Below are 18822 nucleotides of genomic sequence, written 5' to 3'. Positions count from 1 at the left end.
GCGCTTGGTGATGGCGTAGGTGGTGGCGTCCAGGGCGATGCTGGAGGTGCCGTGGTGGTCCGCGGCCAGGAAGGACAGTTTGGTGCCGGTGGTCGCGGTGCTGGCGGTGCTGGCGGTGCGGACGGCGATGGTCTGGCCGTTGGCCGTGTAGTAGCGGGTGCCGGACAGGGTCTTGGTCCCGCCCTTGACGGTGAGGCGTACTTCGGTGGCGCCGAGGTAGAGGACGGTGTCGCCGTCGGTGGTGGTGGCGCGGCGGATGAGGAGTTCGCCGTCGGCGTCGTAGAGGTAGCCGGTGGCGGTGGCGGGTTTGCTGCCGGCGGCGGGTTCGGCGGTGGTGGCGAGCTTGCCTTCGGAATTCCAGGTCAGGGTCTGAGTGGCCTGGGTGCCGGGACGACCGGTGGTGTTGCCGGTCTTGTCGTAGGTGTAGGTGCGGGGTGTGCCGCCGTTGGTCTCGGTTTTGGTGAGCGGGTGGGGCTGGCCGGTCTCCGTGCCGTAGGTGTACGTGGTTTTGGTGTCGCCGGCTGTGGTGTGTTCGGTCTGTTCACCGCGCTGGCCTGCGGTGTTGTAGCGGTAGCTGGCCCAGTAGGGGGCGGCGCCGGCGAGGTTGGCGGTGGTGCGGCCGGTGGTGGCGCAGTTGGCGGTGGCCGGGGTCCAGGCCTCGGTCATGCGGCGGTAGCCGTCGTATGCGAAGCACTGGTAGTCGGCCTTGCCCGTGCCTCCGAGTGTCGTACTGTCGAAGATGGAGGTGACGTTGCCCGCGTCGTCCTGGGTGAACTTCAGCTCCTGCGGCATGTAGCCGTGGACGTCGTCGGTGACGTAGGAGCGGGTCAGGCGGCGGGTGCCGGGCTCGTAGTCGTAGTTGAGGTAGCCCTTCTTCGCCGAACTGGTCCCGGACATGCCCACGGTCAGTTGACGCAGATCACCCTGCGGGGAGAACGCGGCGCCTTGGAGGTATCCGGTGGTGCCCAGGGAGGTGAGCTGCTGGCCGGTGGCGTTGTAGGTGTAGGAGACTGTCTCGGCGGCGAGTCCGCCTACAGCCGGTTCACGACTCTGGCTGATGGTGCCGTCGAGGCGGTAGCCGGTGGTGAAGGCCAGGGTCTTGGGCACTCCCGCCTTGACGAGCGGATCCTCGTCGGGAAGCGTGAGCTCGCTGCTCTTGACCTGGTAGAGGCTGTCGTACTCGGTCACTTTCCGCGTGTACGCCTTGCCCGCCAGGCCTCCGTCATAGCGGACAGCGGTGTCCTGCTGCCCCTTGGCCAGAGTGTCGAAGGTCCAGGCGGCGAGCTTGTTGGCATCCGTCTTGGTGCCACTCCACATGCCCGTCTTGCGGCCAAGTTCGTCATAGTCGTAGACGAGGGTCTGTTTCTCGGCGTTGGTGCTGCTGGTGACCTCGTCGAGGGCGTTGTAACTGGTGGTGGTCTTGCCCTTGTCCGGGTCGTCTGCCTCGACCTGCCGTCCGGCCAGGTCATAGGAGTAGGACCAGGTGGCCTTGTCCGGACCGGTGATGGTCTTCTGCAGACCGCCGGGGGTGTAGGTGAAGCCGGTGGTGGCGAATTCGGAGCCGGTCGGCTTGGGGCTGGCGTATTCGCGGCGCTCGGTGGTCTGCCCGCGGACATCGGTGACCTCGGCGACACCCTGACCGCCGGCGGGGGCGCTGGTGGTGACGGTGTCGCCGGTGTAGGTGCTCTCGGTGGTCCAGCGGGTGACACCGTAGTTCTTGGTGACCGTCTTGGTGGCCCGCCCGGCGCCGTCGTAGGTTGTGTCGGTCTGGACGGGGGCTTGGCTGCCCTCGGTTTGCACGGGTATGCCCGAGGGGGACGCGGTCTCGTCCCAGATGTCCGCCTGAGTGGTCGGTTCGTGAGGTGATGTCCGTTTCTGGGCGAGGGTTGCGTCAGGGATGCTGGTCGTGGCGGTGACTATTGCTTCCTGGCGAAGCTGCCCATGTCGGCTTCAGTGAGGACGCCGAGTTTGACCAGACGCTTGAGCTTGGCTCGGATGCCCTCGACGTTCTTGGGCAGGAGTTCGTGGCCGAGAGACTGGCAGACGTCCTTGGCCCGCAGTGGTCCCGTAGCCTCGTTGAAAACGGTGAGGATGCGGGCGTAGTCCGGATGCTCGGGTAGTTCCGGCGGGGAGGCGGGGATCCGGTCGGCGAGGCTGGTGACGGTCTTGCGTGTGATCGCGAGGTGCTCGAGGTGTGTCTCGGCCTCCCGCAGCCGGGTCTGCAGGCCCTCGATCTGCCTTCGCAGGTCGTCGGCCTGAGCCCGGGCGGCTTCCTCCTGGATGTCCAGTGCCTGAAGGAGAGGCTGGACATTCACGCGGCCACCGCCGCTTCGCGCCAGGTGGGGACGTTCGCGCCGGTGAGGCGCCGGACCATCACATGGGTCATGGCCCAGTAGACGCGGGAGGACGAGGAGGAAGGGCGGTGTTCGTAGTCGCGGACCAGGCGCCGGTGCAGTATCAGGATCCCGTAGGTCTGCTCGACACTCCACCGCTTCGGCTGCGGGACGAACCCCTTGTGCTGCGGGTCGCGCCGAGCCGGCGTGGCTGCATAAGGATGTGGCCTGGCTGGAAAGCTCTGGGACCCGGACAGCCGAGGCCACAGCCACGGGGTAGGACTTCACGCGGTCGGAACTGTTTGCCATGAGCAGCCGACTGCGGAACATCGCAGACACGGGGTGGACGAGCGGTTGCGATCAGGTCGGCGGCCTCCTGACCGGCCTTCTCTGGGGCCACCTACTACCGGCTCCTCAGACCCTGTTCGCGGTGAGGCCCGAGTCCAATGCGCCTGACGCGGGCTACTGCACCTGTTACCGAGCAACTACCCCAGCTCACCAGATAGGACCCCACTCCTTCGAGCCCGCCCGCCGACGGCCCAGCACGAACAGCGCGACGAAGCCTGACGCTGCCACACGCACCCGCCAGGGGGCGCCGCCGGTCAGTTTCCTCGATGAGCCTTGGTTGGTGGCAGCCGCCTTGCTACACGTGATCAGCCACCTTTTACCGCGGGCGCCTCCACGGTGGGGTCACGCACTCCACGGTGGGATCACGCACTCCCCCACCGGAGGTGAACCGTGAACGCGGCCGCGTGTGCCGGCGTGGCGGGTGCCGTCGCCCGGATGGCCGGCAGTAGGGTGCCAGCCGCCCCGGCTCCAGGACGGGTCGAGGCACGGTACCTGGGCTTTTGCCGTCGACCTTCCTTCGGCCGGCGGCAAGCGCCATCCGCTGTCTCCAAAGGACGTAGAGATGGCGGCAGGATCGCCCGCCCATGAACAGCCCCCGCACGGGACCTCCGTGCGCCCCTCGCCCAGCACCCGCATCAGCCCTGCGCCACGCTGCACCACGGGTCACAGTCAGCCACATGCTCGCCGGGTCCAACGGCGCGTGGGCACTCGCGTGCGCGCGGTCCGCGATCCGCGGAGGCTCGAAGAGACAGGCAGTGCCGCAGACGCCCTCAAAGACGTTGGGCTTGGGGGGAGCGGAGGATACGTCCAGATTGGTAGCGCAGAGTTTCCGGCGCGCATGTTGCACCTCAGCCATAAGAGTCGTTCGTCGCCGCGTCACGTCGGCGAGGTCGTGCTCGCGAAACCGGACCGCAATGAGCCTGCCGATCTCGGCGAGCTGCTCGTTGAGGCCCATCACCTTCTCGCCAGGTTGATGATCAGCCCTGGGTAATCATCCTCTCCTCTGGCAGGGCGGTGTGCTGCCGGTCGACCGCTTCGAGCGCGGCTTCGGCCCGGGCCTCTGCCCTACGGGCCCGAAACCGCAGGTCACCTCGGGGGACGCAATTTCCGGGTGCTTGGCACACTATTTTCGCCTTCGCGCCCTGAGCAGCAGCTCTCGGCACGTGTGGCCACAACAAGGAGAACACCCAGCTCAGAGGGCTATGGAGCCTGAGGTGATCGCATGGTGAGCCCGTCGACGGAGACTGGGATCGTCGACACATCGCACCAAACCCAGGAGGCGATCTCCATGCGCTCCGTCACCCACTGTGGCCGAATCTACCGGCGCTGCGGATGCCGCGACACACACCGCCACCAGATCGGAACCCACTGCCCACGACTGACCAACGACAGTGAGCACGGCAGCTGGACCTTCGCCGTCGACCTCCCCGCCCCCGACCACCACCGCACCACCATCGGCCGCGGCGGCCTCCCCACCCAAAACGCCGCCCAGGCCGCGCTGCGGCGGATCCTCGAGGGCGAGCGGGTTCAACGCCGACCCCAACCAGACCGTCGCCGACTACCTCACGACTTGGCTGGAGACGAAGGCGTACGTGCACACCTCACGCTGCCCTACTTCACCGCCCCGGCCGCCAGTTCACCCGGCGCCTCCACACCCCAGGGCGTGCATGCGACCACCACGCCGCACAACACGAAGAAGGCCGCTTCCCCATCTCTGGAAAAGGGCCTCCGACCTACGAAAACGCTGGTCGGGACGACAGGATTTGAAGCTGCGCTCCCTTGCCCCCCAGTCGCGTCGAGGCTGAGCGGCATGCTCCGGTCCGTTCTCCCAGGTCACGCTGACGCGCAATCAGACGAGTAAAGGAGTCCACCCTTCTCGGCCTCTGCGTCCCAAGGTGCCTGGGATCTGGCATCATGACCGGGCGTCGCATATGTGCAGTACACGCCCGGAGCCACACCCAGCACAGGACCAACCTCTCCACCGCACACGCCGCAGGCACACAACTACCTCATAGACTTCGGCAAGCATACCAAGTCGGTCAGGTCATCAGCCGCGACCGCGGCGGCTACTTCGCCGACAGCTTCGATGCCGTCTCCCAATCAATTGCGTGTGTACCAACGGCACATCGGTCCTACCATGAATGATCTGTGCCAGGGGCCCGCTGCACGTGCTGCGCGTCATCGCTGGACAGGGATGACTGACAACCGCTCGCTATTTGCTCCCCGGTCTGTCTCATGGCCGTATCGCGCTGCCCTCAGGCTGTGGAGCCGTCCTTCGGGTGCGCCGAGGTCCATGGAGCGCCCTCGCCCGGCAACGGCCCCCATACCAGTGCGCCCCGGTGAAACCCGGGTGTGGCCTCGGCCATCAACGGGCCGGTGCCTTGAGTGAGGGCTTCAGCAACAGTGTCCAGGAACTCGCTGAGGGATCCGTACCCAGGGGAGGTGAGCGGCGTTGACGGCGGCTCACCGCCGTCCTGGTTGAAGGTGGCGAGGCGGCCTTCGACGTCGATTGCCAGGCCGCCCCACGGGGGCAGGGAGTAGTCGGTGACGGCGAACGGAATCCATGCGCCCCAGAACGGGTCGGTGTTCCCTCCCCGGCCCCGGACATGCGCGATCTCCTCAAGCGGTAGCAGATGATGCTGGGCGAGGAACAGGCCCGGGTCGTACTCGTCAGGGTCGCGGTCATGGGCTGAAGCATCGACCGTTCCGTCGCACACCATCAGCAGCGTGGCCAGGTCGGGGGGCAGGCTCAGCCCCAGCTCGTCCTCGGTGGAACGAACCTCGGCCACGGCAGCGCCCGGCCGTAAGGTGGCGTGCGAGGCGGGCGCGTGCACCGCCAGCCAGTCGGTGATGGCGGTCCAGGCGGGCAGAATGTCGCTCATCGTGTCCTCCATTGACGTAGGCGAGGGGAAAGAGGGGCACGCCTACCGGATGTCCACCAGGTGGGCGTGCCCGTTGCCGTCGTCGGCAGGGGCAGCGTAGAACGAGGCCTTGGCGGCGAATCCGTTGTTGGTCGTCGGGGTGCGCTGCCATCCATCAGTGCTGGTGTTACCGCTGTTACCACCGTCGTCGGTGTCGGCCGGCCCGATCCGGTACTCCACCTCGCGGGCGTCATCGACGCCGGTATCGACGTCGAACCGACCCTGCTCCCCCACGGCACCGCCCGGCAGGTTCTCCGGGTACGTTTCCGACACGACGCTCTTCGGCACACCGGGGGCTGTAGTGTCCACGACGAACTCCCGCCACGGAGAGAAGTTCAGGTTGTAGTGAGTGCCGTCGTAGGCGTTCGTGCGGAATTTGTACGTCTTGCCGTTGACCAGTTGCCCGGCCGGCACCTTCACGCTCGCCCACTCACCGGGCTTGACAAACTCGGAGACGATCAAGCCCTCTCCGGCCGGAGTGGTGATGGGCTTGTTCGTCGCCGCGTCGTAGACCTGGAAGGTGCCATTGACGGTGTCGCCGTCCGCATCCGAGAACTTGTCCCGCAGAGTGGGGGTGGTGGTGTTCACGGCCCACAACCCAGCGTAGGACTTGAAGGGCGGGCCGGCCTGCTGCGCGATGCCGTCCCCAGGACGGTAGTTCCAGGTGACGTTCAGCTTCGGCGGGTTGGACGTGGCGTTAGCGGAGTTGACGCGCTTCCATGCCTTGACGTCGTCCGTGGCCGCGCGCAGCCCCATGTGGCCCTTGCCGTCCAGAGCAGAGGACCAACTCTGCACCAGAGTGGTGACGTCCGCGCTGATCCAGCCGTCCGGGGCGGTGGTGCAGGCAGGATTGCCCTTGGTCTGGGTGGACGAGTGGTACTGCTGTTGCCATGTCGGCTGTTTCGTCCACCGCGAGGCGGTGGTGTCCCAGATGGTCCACTCGTACGCCTTGCAGTCGTCGTTGCCGGAGTGGAAGTTCCACAGGCTGACGTCCGCGTTCGTGACCAGTGCGTCCTTGAACGCCGCGGTGTTCCAGGTGATGAACGACCTGGCGGTACGCGGCGTGCCATCGCTGTTGGTGGTGCCGGGGTTCCCGAAGTCCAGCTCGACGTCGGTGGATAGATCCCCGGTCTCACCCTGCTGAACGTAGGTATCGAAGACGTTTGTCAGGTTTGCCGTCGACGGGTCGACGGTGACCGGGTACTGGGTCGCCGGGTCGGCCAGCCACGCCCTGTCGGGGGTGACAACAAGGTCGACTTCGCCGTTGCCCCTGTCGACCACCTTGATGTTCACCGGGTGCCGGTTCTCATGCTTGCCCGATGCCTTGTCCACGGACGCGTCCCACATCACCGGAGCGGGCATCACGGCCCGCTCGGCGCCCGTCTTCGCGTCGGTGAAGAGAACGGAGCCGTCCGTCCGCGCGGCGGCTTTCAAGCCCTTGGCTTTCAGCGGCATCGTGTAGCTGTAGGCGTCGGTGGGGCGATGGTCCAGCTTCACGTACTGCTCGAAGCCGGTGCGGGTGGCCTCGACGACGATATCGGCGCCGGGAAGCGCATCCCTGTAGGTGGCGCGGGTGCCATCCAGGTCGGGTTTGGGCAGGCCGCCCTTCCACTGCAGGGTGACCTGCTCGGTGCCCTTCCCCAGAGTGACCAGGTCGCGGGCCGTGGCCTCATCTGCGGCCTTCAACGACTTCGCGGGTGTGCCGCCCCCGCCACTGAGCTCCAGGCCATTCGGGTGCGCTTTCGCCTTCACTCTGCCGTCCGCTGCTGTCGTCAGCCTGGCATGCACGTCCACCCACCGGCCGTCCTGCTGGATGCGGGCCGGACCGGCGGTGAGCTCGGAGGTGAGCGTGCCGTCGGGGTTCGCATAGGTGATGGATGTCGCCGTGGTCATGTCGCCGTGGTCTCGTCCGGGACGAGCGTCTTCTTCCCCGTATTCTTCGCCTGAGTCAGGGCCCAGGGGAAGCCGCCCTTGCTGTGCTTGACCGCCCACTCGAAATCGGCTGCGCGGACCTCGTGGCCGGGCGGCCACCCGGGGAGGGGAGGACAGCCATGGCCGACAGCAGGGTTCTGATGGCGGTACCGGAGCACCCGCGCGCCGAGGGCGCCAGGGCGGAGCAGCTGCGGAAGATCCGGGATGCCGTCGAGGCCGGCGGCTTCGAGGTGCGCTGGGCCGTCGACGCGCAGGACGCGGACGCGGTGCTGCGTACCGAGGCGGGGCTGGCGGCGGCACTGGTCGCCTGGGATCTGCCCGGCGGCGGCGTGGAGGACGGCGGGCCCGTCGTCCTCCGCCGGATCGGCCGGCGTTTCCGGGACCTGCCGGTCTTCCTGATCATGACTGAGGAGGGGTCCGCGATCTGCCGCTGTGGGTGTCGGAGACGGTCGTCGGATACGTGTGGCCGCTGGAGGACACTCCGGGATTCATCGCGGCCGCATCACCAGTGCCGCCCGGGCCTACCGGGAGGACGTGCTGCCGCCGTTCTTCCGGGCGTTGCGCCGCTTCGACGACGCCCACGAGTACTCCTGGCACACCCCGGCGCACTCCGGCGGTGTCGCCTTCCCGAAGTCAGCGGCGGGGCGGGCCTTCCACGACTACTTCGGCGAGCGGCTACTGCGCAGCGACCTGTCGATCTCGGTCGAGGAACCGGGTTCGCTGTTCGAGCACACTGGACCGATCGGCGAGGCCGAGCGCAACGCCGCCCGCGTCTTCGGACCGACTCCACCTACTTCGTACTGCACGGCGACTCCACCTGCAACCGCCTGATCGGCCACTTCAGCGTCACCCGCGACGAGCTGGCGCTGGTGGACCGCAACTCCACAAGTCGGTGCTGCAGGGGCTGGTCGTCTCCGGGGCCCGCCCCGTCTACCTGGTTCCCACCCGCAACGGCTACGGCCTGGCCGGCCCGCTGCCACCGGCCGAGCTGGCGCCGGAGGCGATCGCGGCCCGGCTCGCGGTGCATCCGCTGGCCGAGGCCGCGGTGTCGCCGCTGCCTCAGTACGCGGTGTTCACCAACTCCACCTATGACGGGCTCAGTTACGACGCCGTCGCGACCGCGCGAGCGCTCGCGGGCAGTACACCGCGAGTGCACTTCGACGAAGCCTGGTTCGCCTACGCCCGATTCCACCCGCTGTACACCGGCCGGTACGGCATGGCGGTGGACGAGCGGACCTTCCCCGGGCCGGAGCGGCCCACGGTGTTCGCGACCCAGTCGACGCACAAGCTGATCGCGGCGCTGTCGCAGTCCGCGATGGTGCACGTGCGACCCGCACCGCGGGCACCGGTGGAGCACGACCGCTTCAACGAGGCCCTGATGATGCACGGCACCACCTCGCCCCTGTACCCGATGATCGCCTCGCTGGACGTGGCCACCGCGATGATGGACGGCCCCCAGGGCGAATGGCTCATCGACGAGGCGGTGACGGAGGCGATCCGCTTCCGTCAGGAAATGGTCCGCCTGCGCAAGCGGGTGGAGAGCGCCGGGGACCGGCCGGGCTGGTTCTTCGGCGTCTGGCAGCCGGACTCCGTCACCGACCCGGCCACCGGCGCGCGCCGCCCTTCGACGAGGCCCCGCCGGAACTGCTGCGCGCACCACGCACTCCTGCTGGCTGCTGGAGCCCGGTGCCGCCTGGCACGGCTTCCCCGGGCTCACCGAGGGGCACTGCATGCTGGACCCCGTCAAGGTCACCCTGACCTGCCCCGGCATCACCGCCGCCGGCGACATGGCCGAGGAGGGCATCCCGGCCCGCGTTCTGACGACGTACCTGGCCACGCGGAACATCGTCGTCGAGAAAACCGACAGCTACACCACGCTGATCCTGTTCTCCATGGGCATCACCAAGGGCAAGTGGGGCACGCTGCTGGACGCCCTGATGGACTTCAAGGCCCTGTACGACGCCGACGCCCCTCTCGACCGGGTGCTGCCCGCCGCCGTAGCCGCGCATCCGCGCCGCTACGCGGGGCTGACCCTGCGCGAGCTGTGCCGGCAGATGTACGGCCGACTGCGTTCGGCCCGTCTGGTGGAGCTGCTGGACACAGCCTTCCAGCAGCTCCCGGAGCCGGTCCGGCCTCCGCAGCACTGCTATCAGCGTCTGGTGCGTGGCGGCACGGAGCGGATCCGGATCGCCGACGCCGCGAACCGGGTGGCGGCCGCCATGGTCACCGTCACCTCACCCGGCATCCCGGTCCTCATGCCCGGGGAATCCACCGGTGACACCGTCGGCCCCCTCCTGCGGTACCTCACGGCCCTGGAGAGCTTCGACCGTCACTTCCCCGGCTTCCGCAGCGAGACACACGGCGTCACGATCGACGAGGAGACCGGCGACTACCAGATCGAGTGCCTGCGCAGGTGACCTGGCCGCAGCCTCGTTGACGCCCCGGGCCGGCCGGCGGCGGGCGGGCCCGCGGTGTCAGCGCAGCGCCGTCGCGTTGGCCGGAGAGCCCACTTCCGCCGGTCAGGTCGAGGGGTTTGACGGTGACCAGGCTGTCCCAGCGTCCGGTGTGCCGGCAGCCCTGGGCGAGGCCGGTGAGGTTCCACGGCTCGCCCAGGCGCAGGCCCAGTTCGGCGATCAGTTCCTGGTGGCAGCATTGCCCTTGCCGGAAATCTCATCCGTCCTGGTGGGGGCGGGTGCATCGGGTTTCCCGAAATCTGGCCGCGGTCGCTGGAGCTGGCGCTCTCGCGCAGCTGCCATCAGCGCTGCGCTTGCCGAGAACGTCATCCGCCCTGGTCAGAGGGATGCACCCGGACTGGCGGTCGTCGTGCGGGTACCGATGAATCATCCACGCAAGTCGGGAGCCTGATCACGAGTCTTCGGTTCTCCTCGACGGACATCGAGATCCTCGTACTCCGGCACCAACTGCTGGTCCTACATCGTCAGGTCGGCAAGCCGACCCTCACCGACAGCGACCGTGCCATCCTCGCCGGCCTGCTCCACCACCTCCCCAAAGGGGGACTGCGGCACCTTCTGCCGCTGGTCCGCCCCGACACGGTGTTGCGCCGGCATCGCGACCTGCCCAAGCGGCGCCATGCCGCGAGGAGCGAAGGGAGCCCCGCCGGGGCAGGGTGACCAAACGGGTCCCCTGCCCCGACGGAGCTCGGCCGGCCGGGCGGCGGGTTACCGGCGCCCGGCAGAGACCGGTGCCCGGTGCGGTGCTTCCCTGCTCAGCCGAAGTTCACGTCGCTGCACCACATGTAGGCCTGGTCGGTGTGCGAGGCCTGCCAGATCACGAACAGGATGTGGTGTCCGGTGTAGCCGGAGGTGCTGACGTTGAACGTGTAGTCCGTCGCCGGGCCGAAGCGGCCGGTCTTCGTGATGAAGTCGAGGTTGCCCCAGCCCAGGGTCTGGGTCGTGGGGTCGAAGCCCTGCTTGCTCACGTAGGCCGTGAAGTAGTCGGCACCGTGGGACGCCTGGTCGTGCACGTGGACCGAGAAGTTGTTGCCGACGGTGGTCGTCTTCCACTGCCCGGGCTTGTTCAGACTGGCGTTCCTCGAGAGGTTGTTGCTGCAGAGCGTCCCGTTGGGGGTCTGCGACTGGAACTGGCCACCGAGGCCGTCGCGGAGCGCGCTCATCCAGTTCCACATGGTGTCGGGGTTGGCCTGGAAGGCCTGCCAACACATGGGGTCTTCGGTCTGCATGGCCGGGTTCATGTGGTCGTTACCCCACCTTTCCCAGCAGTGGTACGCGCGGGAGGCGGGGCCGACGACGGAGCCGTGAGCCTGGGCGGGGGCCGACCAGGTCAGTGCGCCGACAACCACGGCGAACAGCATGGCGAGCGCCTGGAGAGGCCGGCGGAGGGCCGACCGGGAACGCCCGGTTAATGGGCTCTGTTTGCGCATGTGGGGGGAACTCCTTCCAGTTAAAAGGCACCATGGGAGCGCTCCCAAGGTACGACTTCTGAGTGAAATGTCAATGAAACAAACGGAGTTGATTACAGGAGTGGGCGGCGATCAGGGAATCTGCCGTGAGCCGGGAGTCACGGGAGGCTTCGGCGACTTCGGTGGCACGACCGTCAGAACCCTTCCCGAAACCGGAAAGCAAGGGTGCGGCCTGCCTGCGTTCCGCGTAATTCGGAGCTCAGAGGGCCACGACACTGCGGGTGCCGATGAATCATCCACGCAGGTTGGGAGCCTGATCACGGATCTTCGGTTCTCCTCGGCATTCGCCCAAGTGTCGTCACCTGCGCAGGGACCCGGCGCGGCATCATGGTCTGTCGTGCTGCTGCGCCTGGCCCACCTCGCCGCGACCAACGCCCTGGCGTTCCTACGCCTCCTGCCGATGAGCGACAGAGACAAGGACATCGAGATCCTCGTACTCCGGCACCAACTGCTGGTCCTACATCGTCAGGTCGGCAAGCCGACCCTCACCGACAGCGACCGTGCCAGCCTCGCCGGCCTGCTCCACCACCTCCCCAAAGGAGGACTGCGGCACCTTCTGCCGCTGGTCCGCCCCGACACGGTGTTGCGCCGGCATCGCGACCTGCTCAAGCGGCGCCATGCCGCATCCTGCGTACCCAGGCGACGCGGACGCCCACGCACCATCCGATCGATACGCTCCCTGGCCCTGCGCCTGCCAGGGAGAATCTCAATGATCGTGTCAAGCCGCTTGTGTGACCGGCGGGAGGGAGGTGAACAGCCTCCTGTCACGCAGCATCGCCCAGAGCACGTCGACCCGGCGGCGGGCAAGTGCGAGGAGCGCCTGCGTGTGGATCAGCCCCTCGGCACGTTTCTTGAGGTAGTAGTCCCGCGACGGGCCCGGCCGCATCATCGCGGACTGCGCGGACATGTAGAACAGCCAGCGCAGGCGCCGGTTGTAGCGTTTGGGCCGGTGGTGGTTGCCGGTGCGTCGGCCGGAGTCGCGGGGCACCGGGGCCAGGCCGGCGTGCGAGGCAAGGCGGCCGGCGTCGCGGTAGCCGGACAGGTCGCCGACGATGGCGACGAACTCGGCGCCCAGGATGGGGCCCATGCCGGGCATGGACTCGATGATCTCGGCGGGGCTGGTCTTCTGCCGCCTCGACGGCTCGCCGCTGCGCCCGCAGGGCGTACTGGTCGAGCTGCGGCGGCGCGCAGCCGAGCTCGGCCTGCCGCGGATCGGCGTGCACGACCTGCGGCACACCGCCGCCACCATCATGATCAGCTCGCGGGTACCGCTGGCCGTGGTCTCCAAGACGCTGCGCCACTCGACACTGGCCACCACCGTCAACCTCTACGGCCACCTGCTCCCCCACGCCGCCGCCATCGGCACCGCCCTGGAACGCGCCGACCGCAAGCACGCCACCGCCAATCCTGGCGGGCAATCAGAAAAGCGCGCAGCCTGAAGGCTCAGAAAGCTCTGCGCTCACCGCGGGTCTCTCCCCGTCTCGGCGCCCCTGGCCAGGGGCGCCGTCACGGCACCGCCCCAGCATTCACCGGGTGTCATCACGTCGCCACCATCACGTGTCACACGAACGCAAGCAGCGGGCCTGCCATCACTGGCAAACCCGCTGGTCACACCGTCGGGACGACAGGATTTGAACCTGCGACCCCTTGACCCCCAGCGTCGCGGCAACTCTCCGCGCAAACGAGCAGCGTGTGGGCCCGTGACCGGAGGAAGCGGCGCCAGCTTGGCTCGGAGGCGCGCTGCGGTGCGGGTGGCAGGCCCCTGCGGCGTAGACGCAGGCCGTCAGTGCCATGAGCGTCACGAGAGGGTGCCGTACTACCGCGGATCCCGCGGGTCCGGGACCTGTGCGGAACGTTCCAGCAGATCCGGAAGATCGCTCCCGGACACTTCCGGATGCGGTCTGAGCTGTGCAGAGGCAGGGGAGGTCGCAGATGATGCGTCGGCATTCCCAGGCAATCCAAGGTTACAGAGCGTAGAGAACTCCGTAATCGCGGACATCCGGGCCTGCCATGTACCGAACCCCACCCAACAAGACGAGACGTCAGCAACCGGGCGTCAGCCGACTACGCTGAAGTTCTGACCGAAGAGGGCGCGGCGGTATGCGACTTCCGGTTTGCGCACTCCATCCCGATGTTGTTGCCGGTGGGGTCTCCGTTGTTGCGCTGTGGGACCATCCGGTTGGTTTCCGCTGCGCTCTTCGAGATGCACGACGAATGGATCGCCTTACCTCGCCAGCACCTGCCCGAAGGTGATATGGGTGATATCTGTCGCAAACTCTCTTTTGGTCCCTCTACGCTACCCAACGTACCGAAATGCAACGTCCAGTTGATCCCCAACAGCATGACGAGGGACACTACCTGGCGGACCGAGTGGCACTCGCTTCGGTATCCTCCCGCACAGGTCATCGGAAGCCATCTACCCATGCATTACTGGGCAGTTGACCTCAGGGTTTCGTGATAGCGTCCTTGATCGGAGGGACAGTGCAACCTGGAAGGGAATTCGTGAATACGGAGAAGATAACCGCTCGCCGCCTCTCGCTGGAAGAGGTGACGAAGCTCAGCGTGAAGGACAGGCTGTTCATTTCCGCCGACACGGCACAACTCAAGCTTCCCGACTGCTATGTTCCTGCTTTTCTGACCAAGTCCGGTGAGGATTTCGAGGGCGGCTCGATCACGGCGAGAACCGTATTCCAGGAAGAGGTCTCCTGCCTTCCCGACGACGAGAATGACGCCGGAGTCTACTTGGCTGACGAGAACGGCTCGGTGACCATCGAGGTCCTCCAGTCCGCCGGTGTCGTGCTGGACCTGGCACTTTTCGTCCCTGGTGGGGACAAGGGCGCCCTCACGGCCCTTTACGCCGCGGCCCGGCAGGCCTTCGGCGCCGACACCGTACAAATCTGGCGCCAGGGCCTCAAGGAGGTTCCCGACGTGAAGGTCGACATCTTCGAGGAGCAGATTCCCCGGGGGCGAAAGGGGACCGACAACCCCAAACGTGACCGTCGCGCGTTCGACACCTACCCCACCCGTGCAGACTTCATCGAGTTCTCCGCGGGGTGGAAGCCGGTCATTGAAATTCACAGGCCGATTGTTGACGACACCCCGACCATCTGAGGCGGCGTTACTGATTTCGGCTCGTTGGGGTGATGTGGGGGTGTCCAGGGGCAGGCCAGTCGCACCTGGGTGACATACTTTCCGGCACCGACAGGAAGCCGCCTGGCCCTATACCCTCAGCGGGCGGACGCCAGCAAGGCGCCCGCCCGTCCGCATTCCTGTCAGGGGAAGCAGCCGGGCGAGCTCCGTGCATCACACGCTACCGGCCTCCGCAGGCCACCGTCCGTACTTGATCGCCTCCACCCCAGGACACCCGCGAAACGTCACCCGATCGAGGGGGCGGCGCCACTTCATACCGTTCCTCTCCAGCACCGCCCCGACCCATCACCCACACGGCCCAAAAGTGGGGCCAGGCGAAACCGTTCCAGTGGGGCCAACACACGCCGTCGAAAACGTGAAGCGGGCCAGGGCGTCGGCCCCTCGCCAGCAGGCGTGGTTCGCCGAGCGGTGGGCCCGAGCAGTGCGCTCCCCGGCCCGCCTTGATCCCGGGCTCGCCCTTCGTGCCCTTCTTCGCGCTGCGAAACAGCTCGTACACCGTCCGGGCCGTCACGTCCTCCTCATCTAGATCGACCTCGCGCAGAGCTGCTGCGGACCCACCAGGTTGCTGGTGCCGCTCAGGCGCTGCTGTCGTCCTGCGCCATGAAAACGCCGTGCTACGACGCCAACTACAAGGGCGAGTACGGTACGGACCCGCGGACCGCCTGTGGTTCGCCTCTCTGTCCTCGCTAATCCCCCGCCGCCGCTGGGCAAAGGTCCTCCCCATCACGCCCGGCACTGTGCTTGCCGAGAATTCATCCTCCCTGGTCGGAGGCCTGCACCGGACCTCACAGTCGTCGGCTGCGGTCGCTCGAACCAGCGCTCTCGCGTAGCCGTTGTCCATGCGTCATGATGATCGATCGTGCTGCTACGACTGGCCTACCTTGGTGTGACGAATGCGTTCGCGGTGCTGCGTCTGCTGCCGATGAGCGACCAGGACAAAGATGCAGACATTCTCGCCCTGCGCCATCAGATCGCGGTCCTGGAACGCCAACTCGGCAAGAGAAAGGTCCGGTTCAGCACAAGCGACCGGGCGTTCCTGGCGGCGCTGCTGCACCGGCTTCCGCTACCCACCCTGCGGCGTGTGCGACTGCTCGTGCGTCCTGACACGGTGCTGCGCTGGCATCGCGACCTTGTCGCACGCCACCATGCCGCGTTATCGCGGCCCAAGCGACCTGGTCGACCTCGTGCGGTGCGCTCTATCCGGATTCTGGTGCTGCGTCTGGCGAGGGAGAATCCGCAGTGGGGGTACAGGCGTCTGCACGGTGAGCTGCTCGTGCTGGGTGTGAAGGTGGCCGCGTCGACCGTCTGGAAGATCCTGAAGGATGCCGGCATCGATCCGGCGCCCGACCGGAGCTCCAGCACGTGGGCCGACTTCCTGCGCTCGCAAGCCGACGCCCTCCTGGCCTGCGACTTCTTTGCGACGGTCACCTTGTCCGGCGCGCGAATGTACATACTCGTGGTGATCGAACACAGTAGTCGCCGCATCCGGATCCTGGGCGCCACCGCACACCCGACCACCGCCTGGGTAACACAAGCGGCGAAGAACCTGGTCATGGACCTCGAAGACGTCGACTTCCGGGCACGATTCATGATCCGAGATAGGGACCGGAAGTTCCCCGCCCTGTTCGATGGCGTCCTCGCGGACACGGGGATCACAGTCGTTCTCAGCGGCATCCAGATGCCGAGAATGAACTCGCTCATCGAACGGTGGGTACAGACCTGCAGACGTGAGCTCCTGGACCGGACCTTGATCTGGAACCAGCGCCACCTCCTGCACGCCCTGCACAAGTACGGGCAGTTCTACAACGCCCACCGCCCCCACCAGGGCATCGCCAACGCCCGACCGCTGCACCCACTGCCCACACCGATCAACGATCCGGACAAGTTGAGCCGCCTGGACATACACCGCCACGACCACCTCGGCGGCATCCTCCACGAATACCAACATGCAGCATGACCTGCGCGGATGAAGTATTCGGCAGGGACAGGCTTTGCCGCGTCTTGACACAAGCCCTCCACTGCGGCCAGGACACCCGCGCGCGAGCTGTCTGCGAAAACTGGCCGGAGAGATCCTCGCCGGTCCGCCCGCCCCCTGTCGCATGGGGAGCACGACACCGTGCTCCCACCACGAAAGGTGCTCAAGAGCCGACAAGGGCTCCTTATGCCTCTCGATGTAGAGAGCATCCGAATCGATGGGGTGGCCCCAGGGGCCTACGGTTGACGACGACACACAGGGGCGCGGTACGGCGCCGGAGGTCTACCGGATCGAGTGACGGACGAATCGGGCACCGTTGACACGTGGGCGAGTTGGGAGCACGAGGGCTCCCAGAGGGCTCCCACCTGCTCCCAGCCCGGAAATGGTTAAGGCCGCCTCCGCTACCCGCGGAAACGGCCTCCGACCTGCGATGATGCTGGTCGGGACGACAGGATTTGAACCTGCGACCCCTTGACCCCCAGTCAAGTGCGCTACCAAGCTGCGCCACGTCCCGGTGCTCGTTCGACTCGGGCTTTCCCTCGCCGACCGCGCATGAAGAACAATACCGCACTTCAGGGGGTGGTCGCTGCCGCCCCTGGGGGAAGATCGAGACTCCGGCGGAGTGAGCTGCGGGATTTACGTTTCGCGGTCGCACTGATACTGAACGTTACTTCGGTTGAGGTGTGGTGGGGTGGGGCGGGTGCAACGCGGTGAGATGGTTCGGGGGGGCTTGATCTGAACTTGGGTTTAAGTTGCACGCTCGGCCGTATGACCTTCACCGACGTTCACACCGCATACGGGTACGGCGATCTTCCGCGGCTGATGAGCCTGATGACCGGGGACGAGAAGCACGGGCCGGCCGCGACCTCGACGCTCGACGTGCTCTGGGTGCTCTACGACCGGGTGCTGCGGGTCTCGCCAGAGGTCGTGGACGCCCCGGAGCGGGATCGGTTCCTGCTGTCCAAGGGGCACGGGCCGATGGCGTACTACGCCGTGCTGGCCGCCAAGGGGTTCTTCCCCGAGTCGCTGCTGCCGGGGTTCGGGGCGTACGACTCGCCGCTGGGGCACCATCCGGACCGGGTGCTCGTGCCGGGTGCCGAGATCAGCAGCGGCTCGCTCGGGCATGGGCTGCCGCTGGCCGTGGGGAGTGCGCTCGGGCTGCGGGCGCAGGGGCTCTCCGAGGTGGCGGTGTGGGTCCTCATCGGCGACGCCGAGCTGGACGAGGGGAGCAACCACGAGGCGATCGCCTACGCCGGAGCCATCGGGCTGGAGCGGCTGCATACGGTCGTCGTCGACAACGCCTCCGCCACCCACGGCCGACCCGGCGGTATCGCCGCGCGCTTCGAGGCCGCCGGGTGGTCCACGGCGACCGTGGACGGGCGTGATCATCAGGCGCTGTACGAGGGCTGCACGACGCCCCACCCGGGGCGGCCGCATGCCGTTGTGGCCCAGGTCGAGGCCAAGGTCTGATTCGTTTCAGGGTGAGAGGAACTGTCTTCATGGACACCATGCGTGAGCGCTTCGCCGCCATCGTCTCCCGTCTCCTCGACGAGGATCCCCGGCTGGCCGTCGTGCTGGCGGAGATCGGTAAGGACGGCTTCGCGGACGCCGCCCGGGCGCATCCCGACCGGGTGATCAACGTCGGCATCCGCGAGCAGTTGCTGGTCGGCGTCGGCGGTGGACTGGCGCTGACCGGGATGCGGCCGATTCTGCACACCTTCGCCAGTTTTCTGATCGAGCGGCCCTTTGAGCAGGTCAAGCTGGACTTCGGACATCAGGGCATGGGCGGGGTACTGGTGAGCGCGGCCGGATCGTACGACTGGCCGGCCGGCGGCTACACCCATATGGCTCCCGGCGATGTTGCCCTGCTGGACACGCTCGATGGCTGGACCGTCCATGTGCCCGGCCATCCCGACGAGGCCGAGACCCTCCTGCGGGACGCGGCCGCGGCCGGTGACGACTCGGTGTACGTACGGCTGTCGGCGCACGCCAACTCCGCTCCGCGCGACATCGCCCCCGGCCGTTTCCTGACCGTACGGGAGGGGCGCGACGGTGTGGTGATCGCGGTCGGGCCGATGCTCGACAACGTTCTGGCGGCCGTCGAGGGGCTGGATGTGACCGTCCTGTACGCCACCACGGTGCGGCCCTTCGACGAGCGAACGCTGCGCGCGGCGACCGCGGCTGGTGCCGGGGCGGGCACGGGGGCTGCCGGGGCCGGCGCGG

11 protein-coding genes, 1 tRNA gene and 6 pseudogenes are annotated in these 18822 nt (G+C 67.3%); 10 read left to right on the top strand and 8 right to left on the bottom strand.

Annotated features, from left to right (window positions below):
- From AXW62_RS04490 to AXW62_RS43755, 5 genes and pseudogenes are all read right to left on the bottom strand, one after another.
- Nucleotides 1-1851 (bottom strand): annotated as a pseudogene (locus AXW62_RS04490) (RHS repeat domain-containing protein); the annotation flags it as partial.
- A gap of 65 nt (nucleotides 1852-1916) precedes the next feature.
- Entirely contained in the window at nucleotides 1917-2315 is a 399-nt protein-coding gene (locus AXW62_RS04485) for a hypothetical protein (RefSeq protein WP_060943331.1), read from the bottom strand.
- Nucleotides 2312-2527 (bottom strand): annotated as a pseudogene (locus tag AXW62_RS40430) (transposase family protein); the annotation flags it as partial. The gene AXW62_RS04485 and the pseudogene AXW62_RS40430, both read right to left, overlap by 4 nt.
- Nucleotides 2528-4936: 2409 nt before the next feature.
- The gene (locus AXW62_RS04480) at nucleotides 4937-5575 is read right to left on the bottom strand and encodes an SMI1/KNR4 family protein (RefSeq protein ID WP_159060810.1); all 639 of its coding nucleotides are present in this window, start codon (nucleotides 5573-5575) and stop codon (nucleotides 4937-4939) included.
- 30 nt (nucleotides 5576-5605) lie between these two features.
- On the bottom strand, nucleotides 5606-7495 hold the full coding sequence (locus AXW62_RS43755) for a DNRLRE domain-containing protein (RefSeq protein WP_060943329.1): 1890 nt from the start codon (nucleotides 7493-7495) through the stop codon (nucleotides 5606-5608).
- Here AXW62_RS43755 and AXW62_RS47535 point away from each other — a divergent pair.
- The 4 genes and pseudogenes from AXW62_RS47535 to AXW62_RS47520 all read left to right on the top strand — a co-directional run.
- Nucleotides 7480-7935: pseudogene (locus AXW62_RS47535) on the top strand (Orn/Lys/Arg decarboxylase N-terminal domain-containing protein); the annotation flags it as partial. The gene AXW62_RS43755 and the pseudogene AXW62_RS47535 sit on opposite strands and share 16 nt — an antisense overlap.
- A 61-nt stretch (nucleotides 7936-7996) precedes the next feature.
- On the top strand, nucleotides 7997-8365 hold the full coding sequence (locus tag AXW62_RS47530) for a hypothetical protein (RefSeq protein ID WP_252368496.1): 369 nt from the start codon (nucleotides 7997-7999) through the stop codon (nucleotides 8363-8365).
- Nucleotides 8366-8426: 61 nt separating this feature from the next.
- A pseudogene (locus AXW62_RS47525) lies at nucleotides 8427-9080 on the top strand (arginine decarboxylase); the annotation flags it as partial.
- Between the two features lie 127 nt (nucleotides 9081-9207).
- Entirely contained in the window at nucleotides 9208-9951 is a 744-nt protein-coding gene (locus AXW62_RS47520; protein WP_494485896.1) for an Orn/Lys/Arg family decarboxylase, read from the top strand.
- Nucleotides 9952-10760: 809 nt separating this feature from the next.
- Here the strand turns inward: AXW62_RS47520 and AXW62_RS04465 are convergent.
- Nucleotides 10761-11435 (bottom strand): lytic polysaccharide monooxygenase auxiliary activity family 9 protein, encoded by a 675-nt coding sequence (locus AXW62_RS04465; RefSeq protein WP_174556349.1) that lies wholly within the window; start codon nucleotides 11433-11435, stop codon nucleotides 10761-10763.
- 376 nt (nucleotides 11436-11811) lie between these two features.
- On the opposite strand from AXW62_RS04465, the pseudogene AXW62_RS45435 reads away from it, so the two are divergent.
- Nucleotides 11812-12168, top strand: a pseudogene (locus AXW62_RS45435) (integrase); the annotation flags it as partial.
- Between the two features lie 24 nt (nucleotides 12169-12192).
- Here the strand turns inward: AXW62_RS45435 and AXW62_RS04460 are convergent.
- A pseudogene (locus tag AXW62_RS04460) lies at nucleotides 12193-12588 on the bottom strand (transposase); the annotation flags it as partial.
- Here AXW62_RS04460 and AXW62_RS40415 point away from each other — a divergent pair.
- The 3 genes from AXW62_RS40415 (at nucleotide 12527) to AXW62_RS04445 (ending at nucleotide 16581) form a co-directional block, all read left to right on the top strand.
- On the top strand, nucleotides 12527-12913 hold the full coding sequence (locus tag AXW62_RS40415) for a tyrosine-type recombinase/integrase (protein ID WP_079115471.1): 387 nt from the start codon (nucleotides 12527-12529) through the stop codon (nucleotides 12911-12913). The pseudogene AXW62_RS04460 and the gene AXW62_RS40415 overlap by 62 nt on opposite strands.
- A gap of 1063 nt (nucleotides 12914-13976) precedes the next feature.
- Nucleotides 13977-14585 carry a hypothetical protein gene (locus AXW62_RS04450; protein ID WP_030840306.1) on the top strand — a complete coding sequence of 203 codons (609 nt, stop codon included), beginning with the start codon at nucleotides 13977-13979 and terminating at the stop codon, nucleotides 14583-14585.
- An 898-nt stretch (nucleotides 14586-15483) separates the two neighbouring features.
- Nucleotides 15484-16581: an integrase core domain-containing protein gene (locus tag AXW62_RS04445; protein WP_060943326.1), complete on the top strand. Its 1098-nt coding sequence runs from the start codon at nucleotides 15484-15486 to the stop codon at nucleotides 16579-16581.
- A gap of 455 nt (nucleotides 16582-17036) precedes the next feature.
- On the opposite strand, the gene AXW62_RS04440 is transcribed toward AXW62_RS04445, so the two are convergent.
- Nucleotides 17037-17113 (bottom strand) — tRNA-Pro (locus tag AXW62_RS04440).
- A 254-nt stretch (nucleotides 17114-17367) separates the two neighbouring features.
- On the opposite strand from AXW62_RS04440, the gene AXW62_RS04435 reads away from it, so the two are divergent.
- Both AXW62_RS04435 and AXW62_RS04430 read left to right on the top strand, forming a co-directional pair.
- Nucleotides 17368-18069: a thiamine pyrophosphate-binding protein gene (locus AXW62_RS04435; RefSeq protein WP_060943325.1), complete on the top strand. Its 702-nt coding sequence runs from the start codon at nucleotides 17368-17370 to the stop codon at nucleotides 18067-18069.
- A gap of 29 nt (nucleotides 18070-18098) precedes the next feature.
- On the top strand, nucleotides 18099-18822 hold a 724-nt coding region (locus AXW62_RS04430), incomplete at its 3' end, for a transketolase family protein (RefSeq protein ID WP_060943324.1).

It is taken from the genome of Streptomyces hygroscopicus subsp. hygroscopicus (assembly GCF_001553455.1).
Classification (GTDB): domain Bacteria; phylum Actinomycetota; class Actinomycetes; order Streptomycetales; family Streptomycetaceae; genus Streptomyces; species Streptomyces hygroscopicus.
This window is presented reverse-complemented; position numbering and strand designations above follow the sequence as displayed.

Bases quoted from the DNA above. Each gene is read 5' to 3' on its own strand.
- AXW62_RS04435 (WP_060943325.1), top strand. From the start codon at position 17,368: ATGACCTTCACCGACGTTCACACCGCATACGGGTACGGCGATCTTCCG.
- AXW62_RS04480 (WP_159060810.1), bottom strand. From the start codon at position 5,575: ATGGAGGACACGATGAGCGACATTCTGCCCGCCTGGACCGCCATCACC.
- AXW62_RS40415 (WP_079115471.1), top strand. From the start codon at position 12,527: ATGGCGACGAACTCGGCGCCCAGGATGGGGCCCATGCCGGGCATGGAC.
- AXW62_RS04465 (WP_174556349.1), bottom strand. From the start codon at position 11,435: ATGCGCAAACAGAGCCCATTAACCGGGCGTTCCCGGTCGGCCCTCCGC.
- AXW62_RS43755 (WP_060943329.1), bottom strand. From the start codon at position 7,495: ATGACCACGGCGACATCCATCACCTATGCGAACCCCGACGGCACGCTC.